18 protein-coding genes, 1 tRNA gene and 1 pseudogene are annotated in these 20,483 nt (G+C 66.3%); 9 read left to right on the plus strand and 11 right to left on the minus strand.

Annotated elements, in window-relative coordinates:
- Positions 1 to 18 precede the first annotated feature (18 nt).
- The 4 genes from dsbG to V0R62_RS08810 all read right to left on the minus strand — a co-directional run bounded on the left by dsbG (position 19) and on the right by V0R62_RS08810 (position 3,652).
- A complete protein-coding gene (gene dsbG / locus V0R62_RS08795) occupies positions 19 to 777 on the minus strand; it encodes a thiol:disulfide interchange protein DsbG (RefSeq protein WP_330103450.1) in 759 nt (252 codons plus the stop codon).
- Between the two features lies 1 nt (position 778).
- Complete coding sequence (locus V0R62_RS08800) at positions 779 to 1,609, minus strand: TlpA family protein disulfide reductase (RefSeq protein ID WP_330103451.1); 831 nt, start codon at positions 1,607 to 1,609, stop codon at positions 779 to 781.
- Positions 1,609 to 3,327, minus strand: a complete 1,719-nt coding sequence (gene dsbD, locus V0R62_RS08805; protein ID WP_330103452.1) for a protein-disulfide reductase DsbD — start codon at positions 3,325 to 3,327, stop codon at positions 1,609 to 1,611. Before dsbD ends, V0R62_RS08800 begins: the two co-directional genes overlap by 1 nt.
- Positions 3,328 to 3,478: 151 nt before the next feature.
- The gene (locus V0R62_RS08810; protein WP_330103453.1) at positions 3,479 to 3,652 is read right to left on the minus strand and encodes a PA1571 family protein; all 174 of its coding nucleotides are present in this window, start codon (positions 3,650 to 3,652) and stop codon (positions 3,479 to 3,481) included.
- A 247-nt stretch (positions 3,653 to 3,899) separates the two neighbouring features.
- Here V0R62_RS08810 and V0R62_RS08815 point away from each other — a divergent pair, with 247 nt between their 5' ends.
- The 4 genes and pseudogenes from V0R62_RS08815 (at position 3,900) to mqo (ending at position 9,475) form a co-directional block, all read left to right on the plus strand.
- Positions 3,900 to 5,663 (plus strand): ABC transporter transmembrane domain-containing protein, encoded by a 1,764-nt coding sequence (locus V0R62_RS08815; protein WP_330103454.1) that lies wholly within the window; start codon positions 3,900 to 3,902, stop codon positions 5,661 to 5,663.
- A 771-nt stretch (positions 5,664 to 6,434) separates the two neighbouring features.
- Positions 6,435 to 6,545: pseudogene (locus V0R62_RS26780) on the plus strand (hypothetical protein); the annotation flags it as partial.
- 228 nt (positions 6,546 to 6,773) lie between these two features.
- Positions 6,774 to 7,478: a methyl-accepting chemotaxis protein gene (locus V0R62_RS26785; RefSeq protein ID WP_371263132.1), complete on the plus strand. Its 705-nt coding sequence runs from the start codon at positions 6,774 to 6,776 to the stop codon at positions 7,476 to 7,478.
- A gap of 431 nt (positions 7,479 to 7,909) precedes the next feature.
- On the plus strand, positions 7,910 to 9,475 hold the full coding sequence (gene mqo / locus V0R62_RS08825; protein WP_330103455.1) for a malate dehydrogenase (quinone): 1,566 nt from the start codon (positions 7,910 to 7,912) through the stop codon (positions 9,473 to 9,475).
- A gap of 254 nt (positions 9,476 to 9,729) precedes the next feature.
- Here mqo and V0R62_RS08830 read toward each other — a convergent pair.
- Together V0R62_RS08830 and V0R62_RS08835 are read right to left on the minus strand one after the other, a co-directional pair.
- Positions 9,730 to 9,806 (minus strand) — tRNA-Pro (locus V0R62_RS08830).
- Positions 9,807 to 9,887: 81 nt separating this feature from the next.
- Entirely contained in the window at positions 9,888 to 10,109 is a 222-nt protein-coding gene (locus V0R62_RS08835) for a YgdI/YgdR family lipoprotein (protein WP_043206706.1), read from the minus strand.
- 170 nt (positions 10,110 to 10,279) lie between these two features.
- Here V0R62_RS08835 and moaB point away from each other — a divergent pair, with 170 nt between their 5' ends.
- Both moaB and V0R62_RS08845 read left to right on the plus strand, forming a co-directional pair.
- The gene (moaB, locus tag V0R62_RS08840) at positions 10,280 to 10,819 is read left to right on the plus strand and encodes a molybdenum cofactor biosynthesis protein B (RefSeq protein WP_330103456.1); all 540 of its coding nucleotides are present in this window, start codon (positions 10,280 to 10,282) and stop codon (positions 10,817 to 10,819) included.
- Complete coding sequence (locus tag V0R62_RS08845) at positions 10,803 to 12,023, plus strand: molybdopterin molybdotransferase MoeA (protein ID WP_330103457.1); 1,221 nt, start codon at positions 10,803 to 10,805, stop codon at positions 12,021 to 12,023. The genes moaB and V0R62_RS08845 overlap by 17 nt, the downstream gene beginning before the upstream one ends.
- Here V0R62_RS08845 and V0R62_RS08850 read toward each other — a convergent pair.
- Positions 12,012 to 13,247, minus strand: a complete 1,236-nt coding sequence (locus V0R62_RS08850) for a glycosyltransferase family 4 protein (RefSeq protein WP_330103458.1) — start codon at positions 13,245 to 13,247, stop codon at positions 12,012 to 12,014. The genes V0R62_RS08845 and V0R62_RS08850 overlap by 12 nt on opposite strands.
- 63 nt (positions 13,248 to 13,310) lie before the next feature.
- Positions 13,311 to 14,768 carry a mannose-1-phosphate guanylyltransferase/mannose-6-phosphate isomerase gene (locus V0R62_RS08855; protein WP_330103459.1) on the minus strand — a complete coding sequence of 486 codons (1,458 nt, stop codon included), beginning with the start codon at positions 14,766 to 14,768 and terminating at the stop codon, positions 13,311 to 13,313.
- A 267-nt stretch (positions 14,769 to 15,035) separates the two neighbouring features.
- Here V0R62_RS08855 and yegS point away from each other — a divergent pair, with 267 nt between their 5' ends.
- Entirely contained in the window at positions 15,036 to 15,923 is an 888-nt protein-coding gene (gene yegS / locus V0R62_RS08860) for a lipid kinase YegS (protein ID WP_330103460.1), read from the plus strand.
- Here yegS and V0R62_RS08865 read toward each other — a convergent pair.
- The 3 genes from V0R62_RS08865 to V0R62_RS08875 form a co-directional block, all read right to left on the minus strand.
- Positions 15,907 to 16,566 (minus strand): response regulator transcription factor, encoded by a 660-nt coding sequence (locus V0R62_RS08865; protein ID WP_330103461.1) that lies wholly within the window; start codon positions 16,564 to 16,566, stop codon positions 15,907 to 15,909. The two genes, yegS and V0R62_RS08865, sit on opposite strands and share 17 nt — an antisense overlap.
- Positions 16,556 to 17,452, minus strand: coding sequence for a sensor histidine kinase (locus tag V0R62_RS08870; protein WP_330103462.1), 897 nt, complete (start codon positions 17,450 to 17,452; stop codon positions 16,556 to 16,558). Before V0R62_RS08870 ends, V0R62_RS08865 begins: the two co-directional genes overlap by 11 nt.
- Positions 17,453 to 17,829: 377 nt before the next feature.
- Entirely contained in the window at positions 17,830 to 18,330 is a 501-nt protein-coding gene (locus tag V0R62_RS08875) for a histidine kinase (RefSeq protein ID WP_330103556.1), read from the minus strand.
- 339 nt (positions 18,331 to 18,669) lie between these two features.
- Here V0R62_RS08875 and V0R62_RS08880 point away from each other — a divergent pair, with 339 nt between their 5' ends.
- Positions 18,670 to 19,599 (plus strand): chemotaxis protein CheV, encoded by a 930-nt coding sequence (locus tag V0R62_RS08880; RefSeq protein WP_028692748.1) that lies wholly within the window; start codon positions 18,670 to 18,672, stop codon positions 19,597 to 19,599.
- A 40-nt stretch (positions 19,600 to 19,639) separates the two neighbouring features.
- Positions 19,640 to 20,443 carry an MOSC domain-containing protein gene (locus V0R62_RS08885; RefSeq protein ID WP_330103463.1) on the plus strand — a complete coding sequence of 268 codons (804 nt, stop codon included), beginning with the start codon at positions 19,640 to 19,642 and terminating at the stop codon, positions 20,441 to 20,443.
- Positions 20,444 to 20,483 lie beyond the last annotated feature (40 nt).

Here is a 20,483-nt window from a genome sequence, read left to right on the forward strand (position 1 = left end):
GGGCCCCCGCGATGGTTTTCAGCGCTTGCCGAGGATCTTCCCGAGCATCTCCGGCCGCGGTGCGCCTTGCTGGCTCTGCAACTGCCCCTGTTCATCCTGATAGAAGATCGCCGGGGTTGCGGCCAGGCCCAGTTCTTCCATCAACGCCAGGTTCGCCTCAAGCTTCGTCTGTACTGCCTCCGGCACCTTGTCCAGCGCCTTGAGCGTGCTGGCCTTGCCGGCCTTCTCATGTTCCTGCAAGGCCTTGGCAGGATCCTTGGCGGCGAGCAGCGCGGCGGACTTGCCCGGGCTGTCCTCGCGAATGATGCCGACCATGATGTGACGCAACTGCACCTTGCCCGACTCGACCCAGGGCCGGGCCTGCTGCCAGAACATGTTGCAGTAGGGGCAGTTGGGATCGCTGAACAGGTAGACGGTGCGTGGGGCGTCCAGCTTGCCGTCCTGGATCCAGGCGGTGTTTTCCATCTTCGCCCAGACCGCCTTGCTCATCGGTGTGTATACCAGCTTTTCCAGTGGCTCGGCACTGAGGTCCTTGCCTTGCTCGTCGAACAGGCTGCCCACCAGCACATGCTTGCCGTCGGGCGTCAGGTACAGGGCGATACCATTGTTGTGGTACTCGGCGGCATAGCCGCGCAGGCCGTTGGGGGCGTCGAAGCTGCCTTTGATCACGGCGCCCTTGGCCTGCAGTTGCTGGATCGGCTTGGGCAGCTCTTCGGCGTGCAGCAAGGGCGCGCCGAGCAGGGTGAAGGTCAGGGGCAGCAGCGCATTCAGTCGCATGTCAGTTTCCTTGTGGGGCGGGTGCATCGGTGCGTTCGAAGGGTTCCAGGGCGTGGCGCAGGCTGGCGCGCGACAGTTCGCCCAGGTGGCTGCCGACCAGCCGCCCTTCGGCGTTGTAGAACAGGGTAGTGGGCAGGGCCATGGAGCCGACCTTGCGGGCCAGCTCGCCGGTGCCGTCGAACAGCACGTGGGACAGGGTCAGGCCGGTGGTGGCCATGAAGGTGCTGACGTTCTCCGGGGTCTCACCCTGGTTGACGAACAGGAAGGTCACGTGGGGGTAGTCGTCCTCGGCCTGCTGCAGTACCGGCATCTCGCGCCGGCAGGGCGGGCACCAGGTGGCCCAGATGTTGATTACCAGCGGTCGCCCGCGGTAGCTGTGCAGGGCCACCGTCTGGCCGCGGTTGTCGCGCAGGCTCATGTCCGGCAGCTCGGTGCCCTTGCTGTAGAGGTGGCTGGCCAGGCTGCCGAGGCCCCAGAACAGCGCGCCGCTGAACAACGCCCAGCCCAGGGGGCGGCGCAGGCCGGGTCGCCGCCAGCCCTGCCACAGGGTGCCGAGGACGATGCCCAGCAGGCCGCCCCAGAGCAGGAAACCGCCGTCGCGGATGTCGATGACCTGTAGCAGGTCGTCGCGGTACATCGGCCAGTAGGCCAGGACGAAGCCCAGGCGGGCGAACAACAAGCCCAGCAGGAACAGGTTGAACAGCGCCGACTCCGGGTTCTCGCCGCCACGTCTGGCCACCCGCCAGCCGACCAGGCTGGCGATGCCCAGCGCCGCGAGCAGCAGCAGGTGATTCAGGGCCATGGTCAGTGGCCCGAGGGTGACGGTCAGCATCAGCCTTGGCTCCTGGTCTGGGCCCAGTGTTGCAGGAACCCGGCGGCGTCGATCTCGCCGGTGATACGGCGGGCGCGGCGCTCGTCGCCTTCCGGGCCGATCCAGATCAGGCTGGGCGGGCCTGGCACCTGGTAGCGCTGCAGCAGTTCGCGGCTGGCCGGGGAGTCGGCGGTCACATCCAGGCGCAGCAGGTGCACGCCGGCCAGGCTGGCCTGGACATCGCCACGGCCGAACACCTGCTTTTCCATGACCTTGCACGACACGCACCAGTCGGCATAGTAGTCCACCAGCACCCATTGGCCACGGGCCTTGGCGGCGTCGAGCTCACGTTGCAGGTCGGCCGGCGCGCTCACGGTGACGAAGGCGTCGTGGGCGTTGGCCGGGGCTGTCGTGGTGCCCTTGCCGGCGAAGGGCTGCAGGGGTTGCCACAGGTCGTTGCCCCCGGCCGCGGCACCCACCAGCAGCAGGCCACCCCACAAGGCGCCGAGCAGGGGAATGGCGCGCAAGGCGGGTAGGCGCTGCAGGGCCGGCCAGGCGGCCCAGCCCAGGGCGATCAGCCAGGCGCCGGCCAGGGCCAGCACCAGGGTTTCCGCCAGCAGGCCACGCACGGTGTACAGGGCCATGGCCAGGAACACGAAGCCGAACAAGCCCTTGACCAGGTTCATCCAGGCGCCCGGGCGCGGCAGGTAGCGGTTGCCCAGGGTCACCAGCAATAGCAGGGGCACGCCCATGCCCAGCCCGAGGGTGAACAGCACCAGCGCGCCTTGCAGCACATCGCCGCTCTGGGCGATGAACAACAGCGCACCGGCCAGCGGCGCGGTCATGCACGGGCCCAGCAGCAGGCCCGACAAGGCGCCCAGTAACGCCGCGCCGTACAGGTTGCCGCCACGGGTGCCTTGCCCGGCGCGGTCCAGGCGGTCGCGCAGGGCGGCCGGCAACTGCAGTTCGAAGGCGCCGAACATCGGCAGGGCCAGGAGCACGAACAGGCCGGCCAGGCTGCCCAGCAGCCAGGGCTGTTGCAACCAGGCTTGCAGGCTGGCGCCCAGCAGCGCGGCGATCACGCCGAGGGCGGCATACACCAGCGCCATGCTCAACACATAGACGCCGGCCAGCCACCAGCCGCGGCGGGCGCTGGCGCCGTTGCCCAGGACCAGCCCGGCGAGGATCGGCAGCATCGGCAGCGAGCAGGGGGTGAAGGCCAGCAGCAGGCCCAGACCGAAGAACGCCAGCAGGCTCCAGGCCAGGCTGTCCTGTTGCAGGGTGCCGGCCAGGGCCTGGTCGCTGGCCTGGTCGGCAGTGGCGGCTGGCGCTGCGCTACCGCCGAGGGCAATCGGCGTGGTCTGCGGCGGGTAGCACAGGCCGGCGTCGGCGCAGCCTTGCCAGCCCAGGCGCAGTTCACCGCTGGCGCTGGCCGGGAGCAATAGCTCAAGCTCGGTGCGGTAGACCGCGCTGTCGCCAAAGAACTCGTCGTGGTGGTTTTCAGCCTGGGGCAGGGACGGGTGCTGTTCAGGAGGCAGGCCGTCGAATTTCAGGCGCTTCTGGTAGAGGTAGTAGCCGTCCTTGATCTGGAAATGCAGGCGCGTCTGGCCGTTTTCCAGGCGGTCGTGGGTCAGGACGAAGGCCTCGTTGACCGGCAGGAAGTCCGGTTTGACCGCGAAAGGATTGGCCTGGAGGGGGCCGGCGAGCAGGAATGTCAGGAAGAGCAGGAGAACACGCATGTCGACGCCTTGGCAGAGCTTTGAAGAGGAACATGCTGGCCCGGGCTTATTAACTGAAGGTTAACTTGGTCCTAGGATCGGCAGTTGCTCTGGCCAGGTTGACAGGTAATAAAAACCCGGCGCAAGCGCCGGGTTGCACGCAATTCTGGGGTCAGGCCTTGCGGACTTTTGCGACCCGGCTCTCATCCAGGTCCTTGCAGGCCTTCTGGATCATCTGCTCGGTGATCGGGATCTCGCGTCCCTGGGCATCGATGATCGAGCCGCAGACCTGAGTTTGTGGACGGTTCTGGGTCTTGGGCGTGTCGGTGCTGTGCTGCAAGCTCATGTCCTGTCTCCTCTTTCAGGTTCAAGCTCAAGGTAGCGCTTCGCCGTGACTGGTCTGTGACAGTTTCTTCGGCGTCATGCCGGATCAGTCCAACAGAAACGGCGGTAAAGCTCCAGTCGCAGGTTAGAACGAATGGGCATAGTCACTGTCGTCCTGTTCGTTCATGGGACGGTGTCGCATTCCCCGGCGTTGCACAGGGCCGACGAGTGGTAGTCTTGGTCTTGTCTCCGTATGGAACCCCCTCGCCATGCCCGATTCGATCTCCCCCCGCCAGCGCCGCGCCCTGCACCTGGGCTGGCGTTTCGTGCGCCCCTATCGCCGCCAGGCGCTGCTGGCCTTGCTGGCGCTGGTGGTCACCGCCGCCATCACCCTGTCCATGGGCCAGGGCATCCGCCTATTGGTCGATCAGGGCTTCATGACCGGCTCGGCGCACCAGCTCAACCAGACCATCGGCCTGTTCCTGCTGCTGGTGCTGGCCCTGGCGGTGGGGACCTTCGCCCGCTTTTACCTGGTGTCGTGGATCGGCGAACGCTGCGTGGCCGATATCCGCCGGGCGGTGTTCGACCACCTGATCGGCCTGCACCCGGGCTTCTTCGAGGACAACCGCAGCTCGGAGATCCAGTCGCGGCTGACCGCCGACACCACCTTGCTGCAATCGGTGATCGGCTCGTCGCTGTCGATGTTCCTGCGTAACGCGCTGATGGTGCTGGGCGGGGTGATCCTGCTGTTTGTCACCAATCCCAAACTGACCAGCATCGTGGTGCTGGCCTTGCCGCTGGTACTGGCACCGATCCTGCTGTTCGGCCGGCGCGTGCGCAGCCTGTCGCGGCAGAGTCAGGACCGGGTGGCCGACGTGGGCAGCTATGTCGCCGAGGCCCTCGGCCAGATCAAGACGGTGCAGGCCTACAATCATCAGGGGCATGACCAGGCGCGCTTCGCTGAGACCGTGGAGGCGGCGTTCGGCGTGGCACGCCGGCGCATCGCCCAGCGCGCCTGGCTGATCACCCTGGTGATCGTGCTGGTGCTGGGGGCGGTGGGGGTGATGCTCTGGGTCGGCGGCATGGACGTGATCGCCGGGCGCATCTCCGGCGGTGAGCTGGCCGCCTTCGTGTTCTACAGCCTGATCGTCGGCAGCGCTTTTGGCACCCTGAGCGAGGTGATCGGCGAACTGCAACGGGCCGCTGGTGCCGCCGAGCGTATCGCCGAGCTGTTGGCGGCGAAGACGGCGATTCTGGCCCCGACACGACCTCAGGGGCTGGCGCAGGGCCGTGCCACGGGCGACATCCAGCTGAGCGACGTGCGTTTCGCGTACCCGTCGCGCCCCACAACGGTGGCCATCGATGGCTTGAGCCTGCACATCCGTCCGGGCGAAACCGTGGCCCTGGTCGGGCCGTCGGGGGCCGGCAAGTCGACCCTGTTCGACCTGCTGCTGCGCTTCTACGACCCGCAGGGCGGCGCGATTCTGCTCGACGGCCAAGCGATCACCGGGCTGGAGCCGACCGAGCTGCGTCGTCAGTTCGCCCTGGTGGCCCAGCAGCCGGCGCTGTTCCGTGGCACGGTCGAGGCCAACATCCGCTATGGCCGGCCCGAGGCCAGCCTGGCCGAGGTCGAGGCGGCGGCGCGCGGCGCCCATGCCCATGAGTTCATCGCCCAGTTGCCCCAGGGCTACCAGACGCTGCTGGGCGAGGGCGGCGTGGGCTTGTCCGGCGGCCAGCGCCAGCGTCTGGCGATCGCCCGGGCGTTGCTGGTGGATGCGCCGATCCTGCTGCTGGACGAGGCCACCAGCGCCCTGGACGCGCAGAGCGAGCACCTGATCCAGCAGGCGTTGCCGCAGCTGATGGCCGGGCGCACCACGCTGGTCATCGCCCACCGCCTGGCGACGGTGCAGCATGCCGACCGCATCGCGGTGATCGACAAAGGCCGACTGGCGGCAGTCGGCAGCCATCGACAACTGATCGAGCAAAGCCCACTCTACGCACGCTTGGCAGCGCTGCAGTTCAACCCGGCATGAGCGGCCATGGCTGTCACCGTTTTGTAACAATTCTGTAGCAATTGCCTGAGACTATCTGCCTCGGCGGTTGCGCAGGTGCTCGCCCTGGCTGCCATCGCCCGATGGCGGCGTTTTCGGGCCAGCGAACGAGGACAAGGATGCCTCCGTCGGCGGTGCCGCCATGCGCCGTTTTCCCTCTTCCTTGTTCCGAGATCCGCAATCTTGCGTAAATCCCTCAGAGTGCAAATTCTCTCCCTGCTCGGTGGCAGCCTGGTGGCGATCCTGCTGATCGCCTTGGTCTGCTTCCAGTTCCTGTCGTCCAGCGTGCGCGGCTATGCCGAGCTGGTGGACGGACCGTTGCGTGCCTCGCAGCTGATCGACGAAGCCAACCTGCAGTTCAAGATCCAGGTGCAGGAGTGGAAGAACGTGCTGCTGCGTGGCCGCCAGCCGGCGGAACTGGACAAGTACTGGCAGCAGTTCCAGGCCCGCGAGCAGCAGGTGCAGCAGTTGCTGGGGCAATTGATCGACAGCAGTGAGCCGGCGCTCAAGGCGCGCCTGGAGCAGCTCAAGGCCAGCCATCGGCAGCTGGGATCGGCCTACGCGCAAGGTCGCCAGGCGTTTCTGGCCGCCGGCGGCGATCCGGTGGCGGGCGACCTGGCGGTCAAGGGCGTGGACCGTGCCACCAGCGACCAGATGAGTGCGTTGGTGGAGCAGCTGCGCGCCGATGCCCACGGGCGTGCCGGCGCCATCAGCGCCAGCGCCGAGCGCACGGTGTGGCTGGGCGTGCTGGTGATGCTGGGCTCGGCCGTGCTGGTCGGGCTGTTCAGCCTGTGGCTGGTCAACCGCAGCTTGGTCGAGCCGATTCGCCAGCTGATCGACTATGTCGCCCAGCTCAGCCAGGGGCGTTTCGCCGCCCGCGTCGACAGCCGCCGCGAGGATGAACTGGGGCGCCTGGCGCTGGCCGCCAACACCCTGCGCGACTTCCTCGCCGACACCGTCGGCCGTCTCAAGGACAACGCCGAGGAGCTGGAAAGCGCTAGCGGCCGGCTGCGCAGCATCGCCGGCGACATGGCCCACGGCACCCACGACCAGTTCCAGCGCACCGACCAGGTCGCCACGGCCATGCACGAGATGTCGGCCACCGCCCAGGAAGTGGCGCGCCACGCCGCCGATGCCGCCCGCGCTGCGGACGAGGCCGACCACAGCGCCCAGGCCGGCGAGCAGGTCATGCAGCGAACCATCGACACCATCGCCGTGGTCAACCGCGAAATCGCCGGTACCGCAGCGGTGATCCGTCACCTGGAGCACGACAGCACGCGGATCGGCAAGGTACTCGAAGTGATTCGCGGCATCGCCGAGCAGACCAACCTGCTGGCGCTTAACGCCGCCATCGAGGCCGCCCGTGCCGGCGAGGCCGGGCGCGGCTTCGCGGTGGTGGCCGACGAGGTGCGCAGCCTGGCCCAGCGCACCGCGGCGTCGATCGCCGAGATCCACCAGATCATCGAGGCGGTGCAGTCGGGCGCGGTGGAGGCGGTCAAGGCCATCGAGAGCGGCCAGCAGCGCAGCGAGGAGGGCGCCGAGCAGGTGCAGCAGGCCGGGCAGATGCTGCAGCGCATCACCACGGCCGTGGAGGCGATCCGCGACATGAACCGGCAGATCGCCACCGCTGCCGAGGAGCAGACCAGCGTCGCCGAGGACATCTCGCGCAACCTGGTCGAGATCACCCGCATCGCCACTGCAAACCAGGAGGCCGTGCAGCATACCGAGCAAGCCGGGCAGCGCCTGCACGGGTTGTCGGGGCAGCTGGGCGAAGTCACTTCCCGATTGACTGCCTGACAAGCCTGCACGATCCCTGAGTAGGAGCGGCCTTGCCGAGGCGTCGGACCGGCCGGAAAGGGCCGCAAAGCGGCCCCGGCGATCTTCGCGTCAAAACTGAAATCTCGGGGCCGTTGCACGGCCCTTTCGCGGCACAAGGCCGCTCCTACAGGCGTTCGGGGGAAAACCGCCATCCCCCAGGCAAAGTACCCATCCATTTGGCGGATTGCCGCCAACCCACCCCGGCCAAGCCCACTGCGCCAGCACGCCACAGCCCTGCGCCATTGGCCCAGGCCAACCTGGCACACTCCCTGCTTTACGGCGCCCCGGGCCACGGCCCGAGGCGATCGTGCCCCGATTCCGCAAGACTCCTGCTGACCAGAACAACAACATCCGGGCGTGCACGCCGGGGGCAACGACTGCCAGTCCTTCACTTCAATTGGATTGAGCTAATGAAAAAAATCCTGCTGACGCTCCTGTGCCTGGGCGTCATCGGCTGCTCCAAGCCCGCGGAGCCACAGAAGTCCGTCGATGTCCTGCTGATCGGCGGCGGCATCATGAGTGCGAGTCTTGGGACCTACCTCACCGAGCTGGAACCGAGCTGGAAGGTCGACGTCTACGAACGCATGGACCAGGTCGCCGAGGAAAGCTCCAACGCCTGGAACAACGCCGGCACCGGTCACTCGGCGTTCTGCGAGCTGAACTACACCAGCGTCGGCAAGGACGGCAGCATCGACATCAGCAAGGCGGTCAACGTCAACGAGCAGTTCGAGGTGTCCAAGCAGTTCTGGGCCTACCAGGTCGAGCAGGGCGTGCTGAGCAACCCGCGTTCGTTCATCAACAACGTGCCGCACATGAGCTTCGTCTGGGGTGACGAGAACGTCGCCTTCCTGCACAAGCGCGTCGAGGCCCTGCAACACAGCTCGCTGTTCCGCGGCATGGAGATCACCGAGGACCACGAGCAGATCCGCAAGTGGGTGCCGCTGGTGATGGAAGGCCGTGAACCCGGGCAGAAGGTGGCCGCGACCCGCATGGCCATCGGCACCGACGTGAACTTTGGCGAGATCACCCGCCAGCTGTTCGCCTCGATGACCCGGAACCCCAATGTGCAACTGCACCTGAGCCACGAAGTGCGCGACATCGTGCGCAATGACGATGGCAGCTGGAACGTGGTGGTGGCCGACCTGGCCAACGGCGGCAAGGAGTCCGCGGTCAAGGCCAAGTTCGTCTTCATCGGCGCCGGTGGTGGCGCGCTCAAGTTGCTGCAGAAGTCCGGCATTCCAGAGGCAGAAGGCTACGCCGGCTTCCCGGTCGGTGGCCAGTTCCTGATGACCGACAATGCCGACCTGGTCGCCCGCCACAAGGCCAAGCTCTACGGCAAGGCCTCGGTCGGCGCGCCGCCGATGTCGGTGCCGCACCTGGACACCCGGGTGATCGATGGCAAGGAAGTGCTGTTGTTCGGCCCGTTCGCGACCTTCTCCACCAAGTACCTCAAGCACGGCTCGCTGCTGGACATGTTCAGCTCGCTGACCACCCACAACATCAGCCCGATGATGCACGCCGGGATCGACAACATTGACCTCAGCACCTACCTGATGGGCCAGTTGATGCTGAGCTTCGATGACCGCATGGCGGCCCTGCGCGAGTACTTCCCCAACGCCAAGAACGAAGACTGGAAGCTGCTCCAGGCCGGCCAGCGCGTGCAGGTGATCAAGAAGGATCCCGAGCACGGTGGCGTGCTGCAGTTCGGCACTGAAGTGGTGGCCGCTGAGGACGGCAGCATTGCCGCGCTGCTGGGCGCTTCGCCCGGTGCCTCGACCGCCGCGCCGATCATGCTCAGCGTGCTGGAGAAGACCTTCAAGGACCGGATCAAGAGTGCCGAGTGGCAAGCCAAGCTCAAGGAGATCGTGCCGACCTACGGCCAGAAGCTGAACAACGACCTAGAGCTGACCAACAAGACCCGTGAGTGGAGCAGTGCGCGCCTGCAACTGCTGTACGTGCCGGTGTTGCCGGAGTAAGAAAAGTCGCAGTCCATTGGACTGCGCTTTCATGCGAGAAACAAAGCCCTCTGTAGGAGCGGCCTTGTGCCGCGAAAGGGCTGCGCAGCAGCCCCGGCGATCTTTGCAACAACGCTGAAATCCCGGGGCTGCTGTGCAGCCCTTTCGCGGCACAAGGCCGCTCCTACAGGGTCCAGTGTTGCCTGGTGCAGGGCGCCACCTGACCTTTTCGCAGGCAACAAAAAACCCGCTCGAGGCGGGTTTTTTGTGGGATATGGTCGGAGAGACAGGATTCGAACCTGCGGCCTTCTCGTCCCGAACGAGACGCGCTACCTGGCTGCGCTACACTCCGATGTCCAAAATGCTACTGCATCGCTTTTTTCAACGCAACCCCTTGTTGCAAAAAGGAGTTGCGCTAAAAAGCGGGACTGGATCACAGCTCCTTGACGGTGCGGATCTGGTCCTTGTTGATGCGCGTGCGCTTGCCGTCGAGCTGCTCGAACTCGTAGAAGCCGGAGTCTTCGTCATAGGAAGGGGTGTCCACCGCCTGGATCTCGCGGCCGTCGTTCAGGGTGATGACGGTTGGCGAGGCGCAGCCAGCGAGGGCGCCCAGGCCCAGGGCAAGCAGGAAGGCGGGAAGGGTCCGTTGGATCATTGTGTTTCTCCAGTGCGATGGTGCTAGATGTCATTAAGACGCAGGGCGTCCACGCAAGTTCCTTGCACAGTGCAGCATAGCGCCATCGCGTAGGCATTGACCAAGAACAACGCCGCAGGCGGCCTGTGATATAACAGCGCACATTCCCAGTTACCCTGCGACGGACTCCCATGAAAGCCAAGGCAGATATCCCTTTCGTTGCGCTGAACATCGCCGTGCTGACGGTCAGCGACACCCGCACCTTCGACACCGATACCTCCGGGCAGCTGTTCGTCGATCGCCTGAGCGCCGCCGGCCACCGCCTGGCCGAGCGCGTGCTGCTCAAGGACGACCTGTACAAGATCCGCGCCCAGGTCGCGACCTGGATCGCCGATGATCAGGTGCAGGTGGTGCTGATCACCGGCGGCACCGGCTTTACCGGCCGCGACAGCACCCCGGAAGCCGTGGCGTGCCTGCTGGACAAGCAGGTCGAGGGCTTTGGCGAATTGTTCCGGCAGATCTCGGTGGCCGATATCGGCACCTCCACCGTGCAGTCCCGCGCCCTGGCGGGGCTGGCCAACGGCACCCTGGTCTGCTGCCTGCCGGGTTCGACCAACGCCGTGCGCACCGGTTGGGACGGCATCCTTGCCGAGCAGCTGGACGCCCGTCATCGGCCGTGCAATTTCGTGCCGCACCTGAAGCAGGCGGCGGCCTGTGACAGCCGTGGCTGAGGTGGCCCGGCCCTTGATGCCGGTGGAAGAAGCCCTGGAGCGCCTGTTGGCGCTGGCCGACACGGCGCCCATCGCCGAGACCGAACAGGTGGCCCTGGCCGACGCCGAAGGGCGGGTCCTGGCCCATGAACTGGTGGCCGGCCTCGACCTGCCGCCGTGGCCCAACAGCGCCATGGATGGCTACGCCCTTTGCCTGGCCGACTGGCAGGGCGAACCGCTGCGGGTGACCCAACGCATCTTTGCCGGGCATGCGCCACAGCCCCTGGAACCTGGCACCTGCGCACGGATCTTCACCGGCGCGCCGCTGCCGGAAGGCGCCGATTGCGTCGAGATGCAGGAAAACACCGAGGTGCTCGAGGATGGTCGGGTGCGTTTCCTCGAACCGCTGGCGCTGGCGCAGAACGTGCGCCCCAAGGGCCAGGAAACCCGTGTCGGCGAACAGGTGATGAGCGCCGGTACGCGGCTGGGCCCGATCCAGCTTGGCCTGGCCGCGACCCTGGGTTTCGGTACGCTTGAAGTGCGGCGCCGGCCCCGGGTGGCGGTGCTGTCGACCGGCGACGAGCTGGTCGAGCCGGGCCTGGCCCTGGGTCCCGGGCAGATCTACAACAGCAACCGACGCCTGCTGGTCAGCTGGCTGCAACGCCTGGGCTGCACGGTGGTCGATGCGGGCATCCTCCCGGACGATCTCGAGCGTACCCGTCAGTGCCTGGGCGGGCTGGGCGATGTCGACCTGATCCTGTCCACCGGCGGCGTGTCGGTGGGCGAAGCCGATTTCCTCGGCCTGGCCCTGCGCGAGGCGGGTGAGCTGGCGCTGTGGAAGCTGGCGATCAAGCCGGGCAAGCCGCTGACCTTCGGCCATTACCAGGGCGTGCCGGTGATCGGCCTGCCGGGTAACCCGGCCTCGACCCTGGTCACCTTCGGCCTGTTGACCCGGCCTTACCTGCTGCGTCGAATGGGCGTGGCCCATGTCGCGCCGCTGCGCTTCAGCGTGCCGGCGGGCTTCGACTGGCCCAAGGCCGGAACGCGCCGCGAGTACCTGCGGGCGCGCATCGAGGACGGTCGCGTGCGCATCTACAAGAACCAGAGCTCCGGCGTGCTGCGCAGCGCGGCATGGGCCGATGGCGTGGTGGAAGTACTCGAAGGCACGACGCCGCAACAGGGCGATGCGGTGACGTTCATTCCGTTCAGCGAGCTACTTGGCTAGCACGCCGCCTGCGGCCGCCGCGCCGGCCGGCGCCAGCTGGGTCAGGCGCACGTGCACGTTCTCCAACTGCTGGGCGGCGACGCTCCAGTCATGACGCTGGCGGGCGAACTGGCGCCCGGCCTCGCTGAGCTGGCACATGCGCCATGGCTGGTTGAGCAGCTGGGTGACCAGTAGCGCCAGCTGGCCGCTGTCGTCGCTGCCCAGGTAGTGCTCGCCGTTGTTCATGGCCAGGCCCGAGGCGCCCTTGCTGGTGGTGATCACCGGCAACCCGGCGGCCATCGCCTCGAGAATCTTCACCTTGGAGCCGCCGGCATGGCGCAGTGGCGCGAAGAACAGCGCCGAGCGCCGTTGCAGCTCGCGCAGGTCGGGGCGATAGCCCACCCACTCGATGCGCGGGTCGTTCCAGTGCAGCTTCCAGCTGGCCGGCAGGGCGTGGCCGGCAATGGCCAGGCGCACCGCCGGGTTGCTCATCCACACCTGGGGCAGGATCTCCTCCAGCGCCCATTCGATGGCCTCCAGGTTGGCGCCGTACTCGAAGTTGCCGACGAACAGCAGGCGCTGGCTATGCGGCGTGGGGCGCACGTCCTGGTAGTGGTCGCAGTCCACGCCATTGACCACCACGTTCACCGGGCGCCCGCTGATCTGGCCGATCAGCTCGGCGTCGCAGGCGCTGACCGCCACCACCTCGGTGGGCTGGCGCAGCACCCGCTGCTCCCAGCGCCGGTAGCGCCAGCGATCGAAGGCGTTCAGCGGCCGTAGCCACAGGGGCAGGCGGTCGTGGCAGGCGGCGCCCATCACCGATTCCAGGTAGTGCTCGCTGAGCATGTAGGGCAGGCCACGGGCTTGCAAGGCCTTCTCGAACGGCTGGAAGCTGTAGCTATGCTCGATCTGGATCACGTCCCAGGGTTCGTCCAGCAGTTGCTCGAAGCGGTGCCTCAGGCAGGGCGCCAGGCCATTGATGATGGCCCGCATGGGGTAGTCGATGATGGGCGAGGCCAACAGGTTCAGCGGGCTGTGCAGTGCACGCCGGGGCAGCACCACCAGGCGTTCCACCAGGGGTTCAAGGGCTTCTCGCGCCGCGTCGCTCAAGGGAACCTTCGACTGCACCAGCAAGGTGATCCGGTGGCCATGCTGCGCCAGGGCGCGCAGCAGGTGGTATTGCCGGGTCTTGCTGCCGCTGGTGGTGGGCCAGGGCAGGTAGGGCAGGGTCCAGAGTATGCGCATGAGCCCGAATCCTCGCGGTTGGCCGGGTGTCGGCCCTGGATGGCAAAACGCGCCCTCTGGCAGTCAAGCAGGTGCTGCTGCTGCCGGGGCGCGTCCATAGATATCAGTAAAGCGCACGATGTCGTCTTCGCCCAGGTACTCGCCGCTCTGCACCTCGATCATCACCAGGTCGATGACGCCGGGGTTGGTCAGGCGATGGCTGCGCCCGGGCTTGATGAAGGTCGACTCGTTGGTGTCGAGCAGAAACTCCTCTTCACCGTTGGTCACGCAGGCCATGCCGCTGACCACGATCCAGTGCTCGCTGCGATGATGGTGCATCTGCAGCGACAGCGATTCGCCGGGGCGGACCATGATGCGCTTGATCTTGAACCGCGGCCCTTCCTCGAGCACGGTGTACAGGCCCCAGGGGCGGGTCACGGTGCGGTGCAGGCGGTAGGCGTCGTGGCCCTGGCGCTTGAGCTGCTGGGCGATCACCTTGACCTCCTGGCTGCGCGCCGCATCGGCGATCAGCAGGGCGTCGGGGGTGTCGATGACGATCAGGTTGTCCAGGCCCACCGCGCCCACCAGCCGCCGTGGCGAGTCGATGTAGCAGTTGCTCACGTCGTGCAGCACGGTTTCGCCGTTGCAGTGGTTGCCCTGGCTGTCGGCCGGGCGCAGCTCGCGCACCGCTTCCCAGCTGCCGATGTCGCTCCAGCCAATGGCGCAGGGCACCACGGCTACCTGGGTAGAGGGTTCCATGAGGGCGTAGTCGATAGAAATATCAGGGGCCAGCGCGAAACTGTCGGCGTCGAGTTCCACCTGCTGGCCGCACGTCCCCTCCTTGAACTGGCTCTGCGCCAGGCAGTGGGTCACGTTGTGCAGCACCTCGGGGGCATGGGCCTGCAGCTCCTGCAGCACGGTGCCGGCGCGCAGGCAGAACATGCCGGCGTTCCACAGGTGCCGGCCGCCGTCCAGATAGACCTGGGCGGTGTCGGCGTCGGGCTTTTCGACGAAGCGGGCGACCTGATAGGCGCCGTCGTCCAGCGCCTGACCTTGCTCGATATAGCCGAAGCCGGTCTCGGCACGGGTCGGCAGCAGGCCGAAGGTGGTCAGCCAGCCTTGTGCGGCCAGGGCCATGGCCCGCTGGACGGCCGCCTCGAAGGCGTCCTGGTCCTGGATCAGGTGATCGGCGGGCAGTACCAGCAGCAGGCTGTCCTCGCCATGCAGGCGCGCGCAGTGCAGTGCCGCGGCGGCGATGGCGGGGGCGGTGTTGCGACCGAAGGGTTCGAGGATGAAGTCCAGGGCGATGCGCTGGGTGCCGACCTGGCGATACTCGTCCTGGGTACGGAACACCACTTCGCGGTTGGTCACCGTGAGCACCCGCTCGACGCCGGGCAGGCTGCTGGCGCGGCTGAAGGTCTTCTGCAGTAGGCTCATGCCATCGGGCAGGCGCATGAAGGGCTTGGGCATGGCCTCGCGGGAGACCGGCCACAATCGGGTGCCGGCGCCGCCAGCGATGATGCAGGGGATCAGAACGCTCATAGTCACAGCCTCGAATCAGGGCGCCGGGGGGCGGCGCAATGCAAGGAAATCACGACCTGTCAGGCGTCTGGCGGCGTAAAGTCAATAAAATGACTTTTCGAGTCGGCTTCGTCCGTGATGGCCAAATATTTGTCAGATGATGCACCTGTGGCGCCCGGCTTTCAATGGCATTTGTGTGAAACGGCGGTTTTTCGGCGTTGCAGGGAGCAATCTGCTCGTCGCAGTGGTCGAGATTGCGGTAGGGCATTTCTATTCGGGGAGAACGGCATGAGCGAGCGCAAGGCACTGTTGATCCTGCATGGCAAACAGGCCGGCAATGAAGAGGTGCGAGCCGCGGTGGGCCAGCTGCGCGAGCGGGGCTGGGCCCTGGATGTGCGGCTGACCTGGGAGGGCGGCGACGCCCAGCGCCTGGTCGACGAGGCCCTGGCGGCGGGCTATGGCCAGGTGGTGGCCGGTGGCGGTGACGGCACCTTGCGTGACGTGGCCGAAGCCATGGGCCTGGCCGCTACCCAGGCCAGCCTGGCGCTGCTGCCGCTGGGCACCGCCAACGACTTCGCCAGGGCGGCCGGCGTGCCCCTCGAGCCGCAGGCGGCCCTCGACCTGCTGGAGGTGCCGGCGCGGCCGATCGACCTGGGGCGGGTGGGCGACCAGTTGTTCCTGAACATGGCCACCGGGGGCTTCGGCAGCCAGGTCACGGCCAACACCTCGGAAGACCTGAAGAAAGTGCTGGGCGCAGCGGCCTACCTGTTCACCGGCCTGTCACGCTTCAGCGAGCTGCAGGCCGCCTCGGTGGAACTGCAGGGGCCCGGCTTCCAGTGGCAGGGCGAGTTGCTGGCGCTGGGCATCGGCAATGGCCGCCAGGCCGGCGGCGGGCACGTGCTGTGCCCGGAGGCGACAGTAGATGACGGCCTGCTGGATATCGGCATTCTGCCGGCGCCGCAGGAGGTAGCGGGGGCCTTGCGCGACCTGCTGGCCGGCGACGGGCTGTTCGTCCGCGCGCGCTTGCCCTGGGTGGAAATCAAGGGCGCCCAGGGGTTGGACATCAATCTCGACGGCGAGCCACTGCAGGCCGCCAGCCTGCGCTTCGAGGCCATGCCGAGGGCGTTGCGCGTGCACCTGCCGACGGACTCGCCGCTGCTCAGTCGTCCAGGCTGATGATCTTCTCGCGCACGGCGAACAGCACCAGCCCCGCCACGTCGTAAATCTGCAGGCGTTTCATGATCTGCGAGCGATGGGTCTCCACGGTCTTGATCGACAGGCCCAGGCCGGCGGCGATCTCCCGGGTGGACTTGCCGCGCACGATCAGGCGCAGGATTTCCAGCTGGCGGCCGGTCAGGTTGTGCCCTTCGCTGCTTGGCTGGCGGCCGCTCTGGGCGCGCAGCAGAGCTTGGTTGATCACGGTGTGGGCGATGGCCGGGCTGAGGTAGCGTTCGTCGTTGCGCAGCGCAGTGAGCGCCTGTTCCAGCTCGGTGGCGGTGGTGTCCTTGAGCAGGTAACCGTGGGCGCCGCTTTCCAGGGCGCGCATGATCATTTCCGGATCGGTGTGCATCGACAGGATCAGGACCTTGCAGGTGCAACCGTTTGCGCGCAATTGCGTCAGTGCGTCCAGGCCGCTGGTCGAGCGCATGGAAATGTCCAGCAGGACGATGTCCGGCGCCAGGCGCAGGACGTGTTCCAAGAGTCGTCCGCCGTCGTCAGCCTCGCCGATCACGGTGTAACCGGGAATGTCCGAGACCAGTGCCCTGACGCCTGCGCGAATCAGGGAGTGGTCGTCCACCAGCAGTAATCTACAGGTCATCGGGGGCAGGGGTCCTGGCGCGTTCTTGGCTGCGGGGCGGCCATGGGAAGAGGGCGTCGATCTGGGTGCCCTGGCCGGGCTGGCTGGTGATGGTCAGGCTGCCTTGCAGGGCGGTCACCCGTTCCTGCATGCCGGCCATGCCGCGCTGGCCGTATTCCGCCGGGGCCTGGGCCGGCACGAAGCCGCCGCCGTCGTCGTGGATCGACAGTGCCAGGCCGGCCGGGGTGCGTTGCAGGCGAACCACCAGGTTGCGCGCGTCGGCGTGGCGCAGCATGTTGGTGACCGCCTCCTGGGTAATGCGGAAGGCGGCCATGGCCACCTCTTCGCTGATGCCGCCCAGGCGCTGGTGGCATTCCAGGCTCCAGTGCACCTCGGTGTTCTCCAGGGTGCGCAGCAGGTGCGCGCGCAGGCTCGCCTCCAGGCCCAGACTGGCCAGCTGGCGGGGGTTGAGAATGGTGGAAACGTCGCGCACGTTGCTCAGGGTCAGGTCCAGGGTGCTGCGCAGGGTGCTGCAGTGCTCCTGCAGTTCGGCCGGAACCCGGCGTTGCAGCCAGTCGACCTGGAGCTTGGCGGCAGTCAGCAATTGACCGATATCGTCGTGCAGCTCGCGGCTCAGTCTCTGGCGCTCGCTTTCCTGCACCTTGAGCATGCGCGTGGCCAGTTCCGCCGGGCGCAGGCTGATCGAGCGCGCCCAGTGGCGCAGGTGCCAGCCGACGCCGAGCATCGCCAGCAGTTGCAGCAGCAGCAAGCTGGCCGACAGGGGCTGGGTGCTCAGGTACACCACCAGGTTCGCCGCCAGAGATGCAACGCACAGCAGCGCGGTGGTCCAGCGCAGCAGGGCAACTCTGGAGTGGCAACGCTGGAGAAACTTCAAGCGTGGGAGCATAGATAGGGAAGCCACTGAGTTATAGCGGTTTTTAGCATTGCACACGTCTGACCAGAGGTTTTTCCGCCCCGCCTTCAATCAAGTGTCGGATGCGGATCCAATCGCCCGATAACCTGGGCGCGCATGTTCGAATGCGCGCATGTTATCACTTTGATTGAGTTTGGTCGCGGGGGGATAACTGCTTGAAACCTCGTATTTTCCGGGCTGTGGCGGGCCTGTCGGGCGAGGGGTTGGCTAGCAGAGTGCCATTATTAAATGATGTTTCCGCTGCGTGTGGAACAACTAACATTTCGCCTTCGCCCACACATTTGGAAAAACTTGTCCAACTTTGCAAGTTTCACCCCGGAGCGGGTTTAGTTGTGCCTCAGTTGCTCGCTTTAGTGTTGCCGATCGGAAGCGTCGGTGCCGTTATCCGCTGTATGGGGGTGGGCGCAGAAGACACCCGTCCGCTGGCAGTCCGCGCACAGCTGCATGGACGGCTGGCCCAGGGCGTTGGCCAGTTCACCCAGCAGCAGCCGCTGTTCGTCGGTGTCCATGCCCAGCTGGCCGGTGTGCGGGTCGAGCAGCTCCAGTTGCCAGTCGAGCAAGGTCAGGCAGGCGGCCAGAGCAGGCAGGCTGCTGCCGTGCAGGTGCTGTTGGGCACAGGTAGGCGCGAGCAGTTGTCTCAGGGCGAACGCATAGTGAGCCACCTCGAGCAGGTCGAGGGCATCGGCACGGCGGGCGAGGGTGTCGAGTGCCGCGTTGAGGCTGTGGCAGGCGTCCGGGTCGTTGGCGATCAGTTCCAGGTGCTGCAGGCATTCCTGGGACCTGGCCAGCAGGACCTGCGCGTCCTGCAGAAAGGCTGCCACAGCGGCGTTGTGCAGTGGAGTGCTATCCATCATGGCGCCCCGTCGTCGGGGATTGGCCGTACCAAGATGATCGCTCGCAAAAGCCTGACTCCGTTCATGCAGTGAGAATGGCGTCACATTAATGGCTAATGGATATTGCGAACATCAGGTTGCACCCGATTGCTACTAGGGGTTTCCCTGATGAGGATTCAGGTAGGTCGTTCGTTGCGAGCGACGGACGCGGTGGGATGTGGCAGCAGTAAAGCATGATGGTAAAGTGATATCAATCACCCGGCGCGGCTTTTTCCATCAGGGGTCAAGCTGCGCGCGCATCCGCCGATACAGGGGGATGCATTCATTTTTTACCGACTCACGCCTGGGGGCTTTCCAATGGCTGGCATTCTCGACACGGTAGACCAACGCACGCAACTGGTGGGTGAGAACCGCCTGGAAATCCTCATGTTCCGCCTGGCCGGCCGACAGTTGTTCGCCATCAACGTGTTCAAGGTCCAGGAAGTGCTGCAACTGCCCAAGCTGACCCTCATGCCGCAGCGCCATTCCTTCGTCTGCGGCGTGGTCAACCTGCGCGGCCAGACGCTGCCGGTGATCGACCTGTCCCAGGCGATCGGCATGCGCCCGCTGCAGCCGGGGCCGGACAGCACCATCATCGTCACCGAATACAACCGTTCGGTGCAGGCGTTTCTGGTGGGCGGCGTAGATCGTATCGTCAACATGAACTGGGAAGCCATCATGCCGCCACCGGCCAGCGCCGGTCGCCAGCACTACCTCACCGCGATCACCAAGGTCGACGAGAAGCTGGTGGAGGTCATCGACGTGGAGAAGGTGCTGGCCGAGATCGTGCCGTACAACGCCAAGGTGTCCCGCGACAAGTTGGAAGATCCGGTGCTGGCCCGCGCCCGTGGCCGCGAAGTGCTGCTGGTGGATGACTCCAGCGTGGCCCTGGCGCAGTTGCGCGATACCCTGTCGCAATTGGGGGTGAAGCTGCACGTGGCCAGTGACGGACTCAAGGCCCTGCGCCTGCTCAAGGGCTGGGCCGACGCCGGGGAAAATGTCTGCGAGAAGCTGCTGATGATCTTCACCGACGCCGAAATGCCCGAGATGGATGGCTACCGGCTGACCACCGAGATCCGCAACGACCCGCGCCTGCGTGGCTTGTACGTGGTGTTGCACACTTCGCTGTCGGGCAGCTTCAACGAATCCATGGTCAAGAAGGTCGGTTGCGACAACTTCCTGTCCAAGTTCCAGCCCGACCGCCTGGTGGATGTGGTGCGTCAGCGTCTGAACATGGATCACGCCTAGGTGTAAGCTTGGTTTTTCCATGGAAACCAGGTGAGCAGGGATGTTTCTGAGTGCGTTGTATCGATATCCGGTGAAATCGGGGCGGGCCCAGGGCTTGCAAGCGTCCGCGGTCGGCAATCTGGGCCTGGACGGTGACCGCCGCTGGTTGGTGGTGGAGGAGGAGAATGGCCGCTTCCTGACCCAGCGGGCCTGGCCCCGGCTGGGGCAGGTCGGCGCCGATTACGGCAAACAGGGCCAGCTGTTGCTCCAGGCACCGGGGCAGGCGCCCTTGGAGGTGTCGGTGCCGCCGGCCGATGAGGCGCTGCGCGGCGTCACCATCTGGCGCGACACTTTGCGCGTGCCGGATGCCGGCGATGCCGCTGCAGCCTGGCTCAGCGAGCTGCTGGGCAAGGCGGTAAGGCTGGTGTACTGCCCCGAACAGCGGGCCCGCTACCTGCCCAGCGGCTACGGCCTTAACAGTGACCGGGCAGCCTTTCCCGATGGTTTTCCGCTGCTGCTGATCGGGCAGGCCTCACTGGATGAGCTGAGCCGTCGGGTGGGGCGCCCAATGGAGGTGCTGCGTTTTCGCCCGAACCTGGTGGTCGAGGGGGCCGAGGCCTTCGCCGAGGACCGCTGGAAGCGCATTCGTATCGGCGACATGGCCTTTCGCGTGCTCAAGCCGAGCGTGCGCTGCATCCTCACCACCCTCGATCCTGCCACGGGCGAGCGCAGCCCGGACCGTGAGCCGTTGACCACGCTCAAGACGTTTCGCGAGAAGGAAGGGGATGTGCTGTTTGGCCAGAACCTGGCGGTGGATGGCGAGGGGGAGCTGAAGGTGGGGATGGACGTCGAGGTCCTCGAATAGCACCATCGCGGGGTAGGTCGCATCGGCGCACCGCCGCTCC

The organism is Pseudomonas carassii, assembly GCF_036324045.1.
GTDB classification, from domain to species: domain Bacteria; phylum Pseudomonadota; class Gammaproteobacteria; order Pseudomonadales; family Pseudomonadaceae; genus Aquipseudomonas; species Aquipseudomonas peradeniyensis.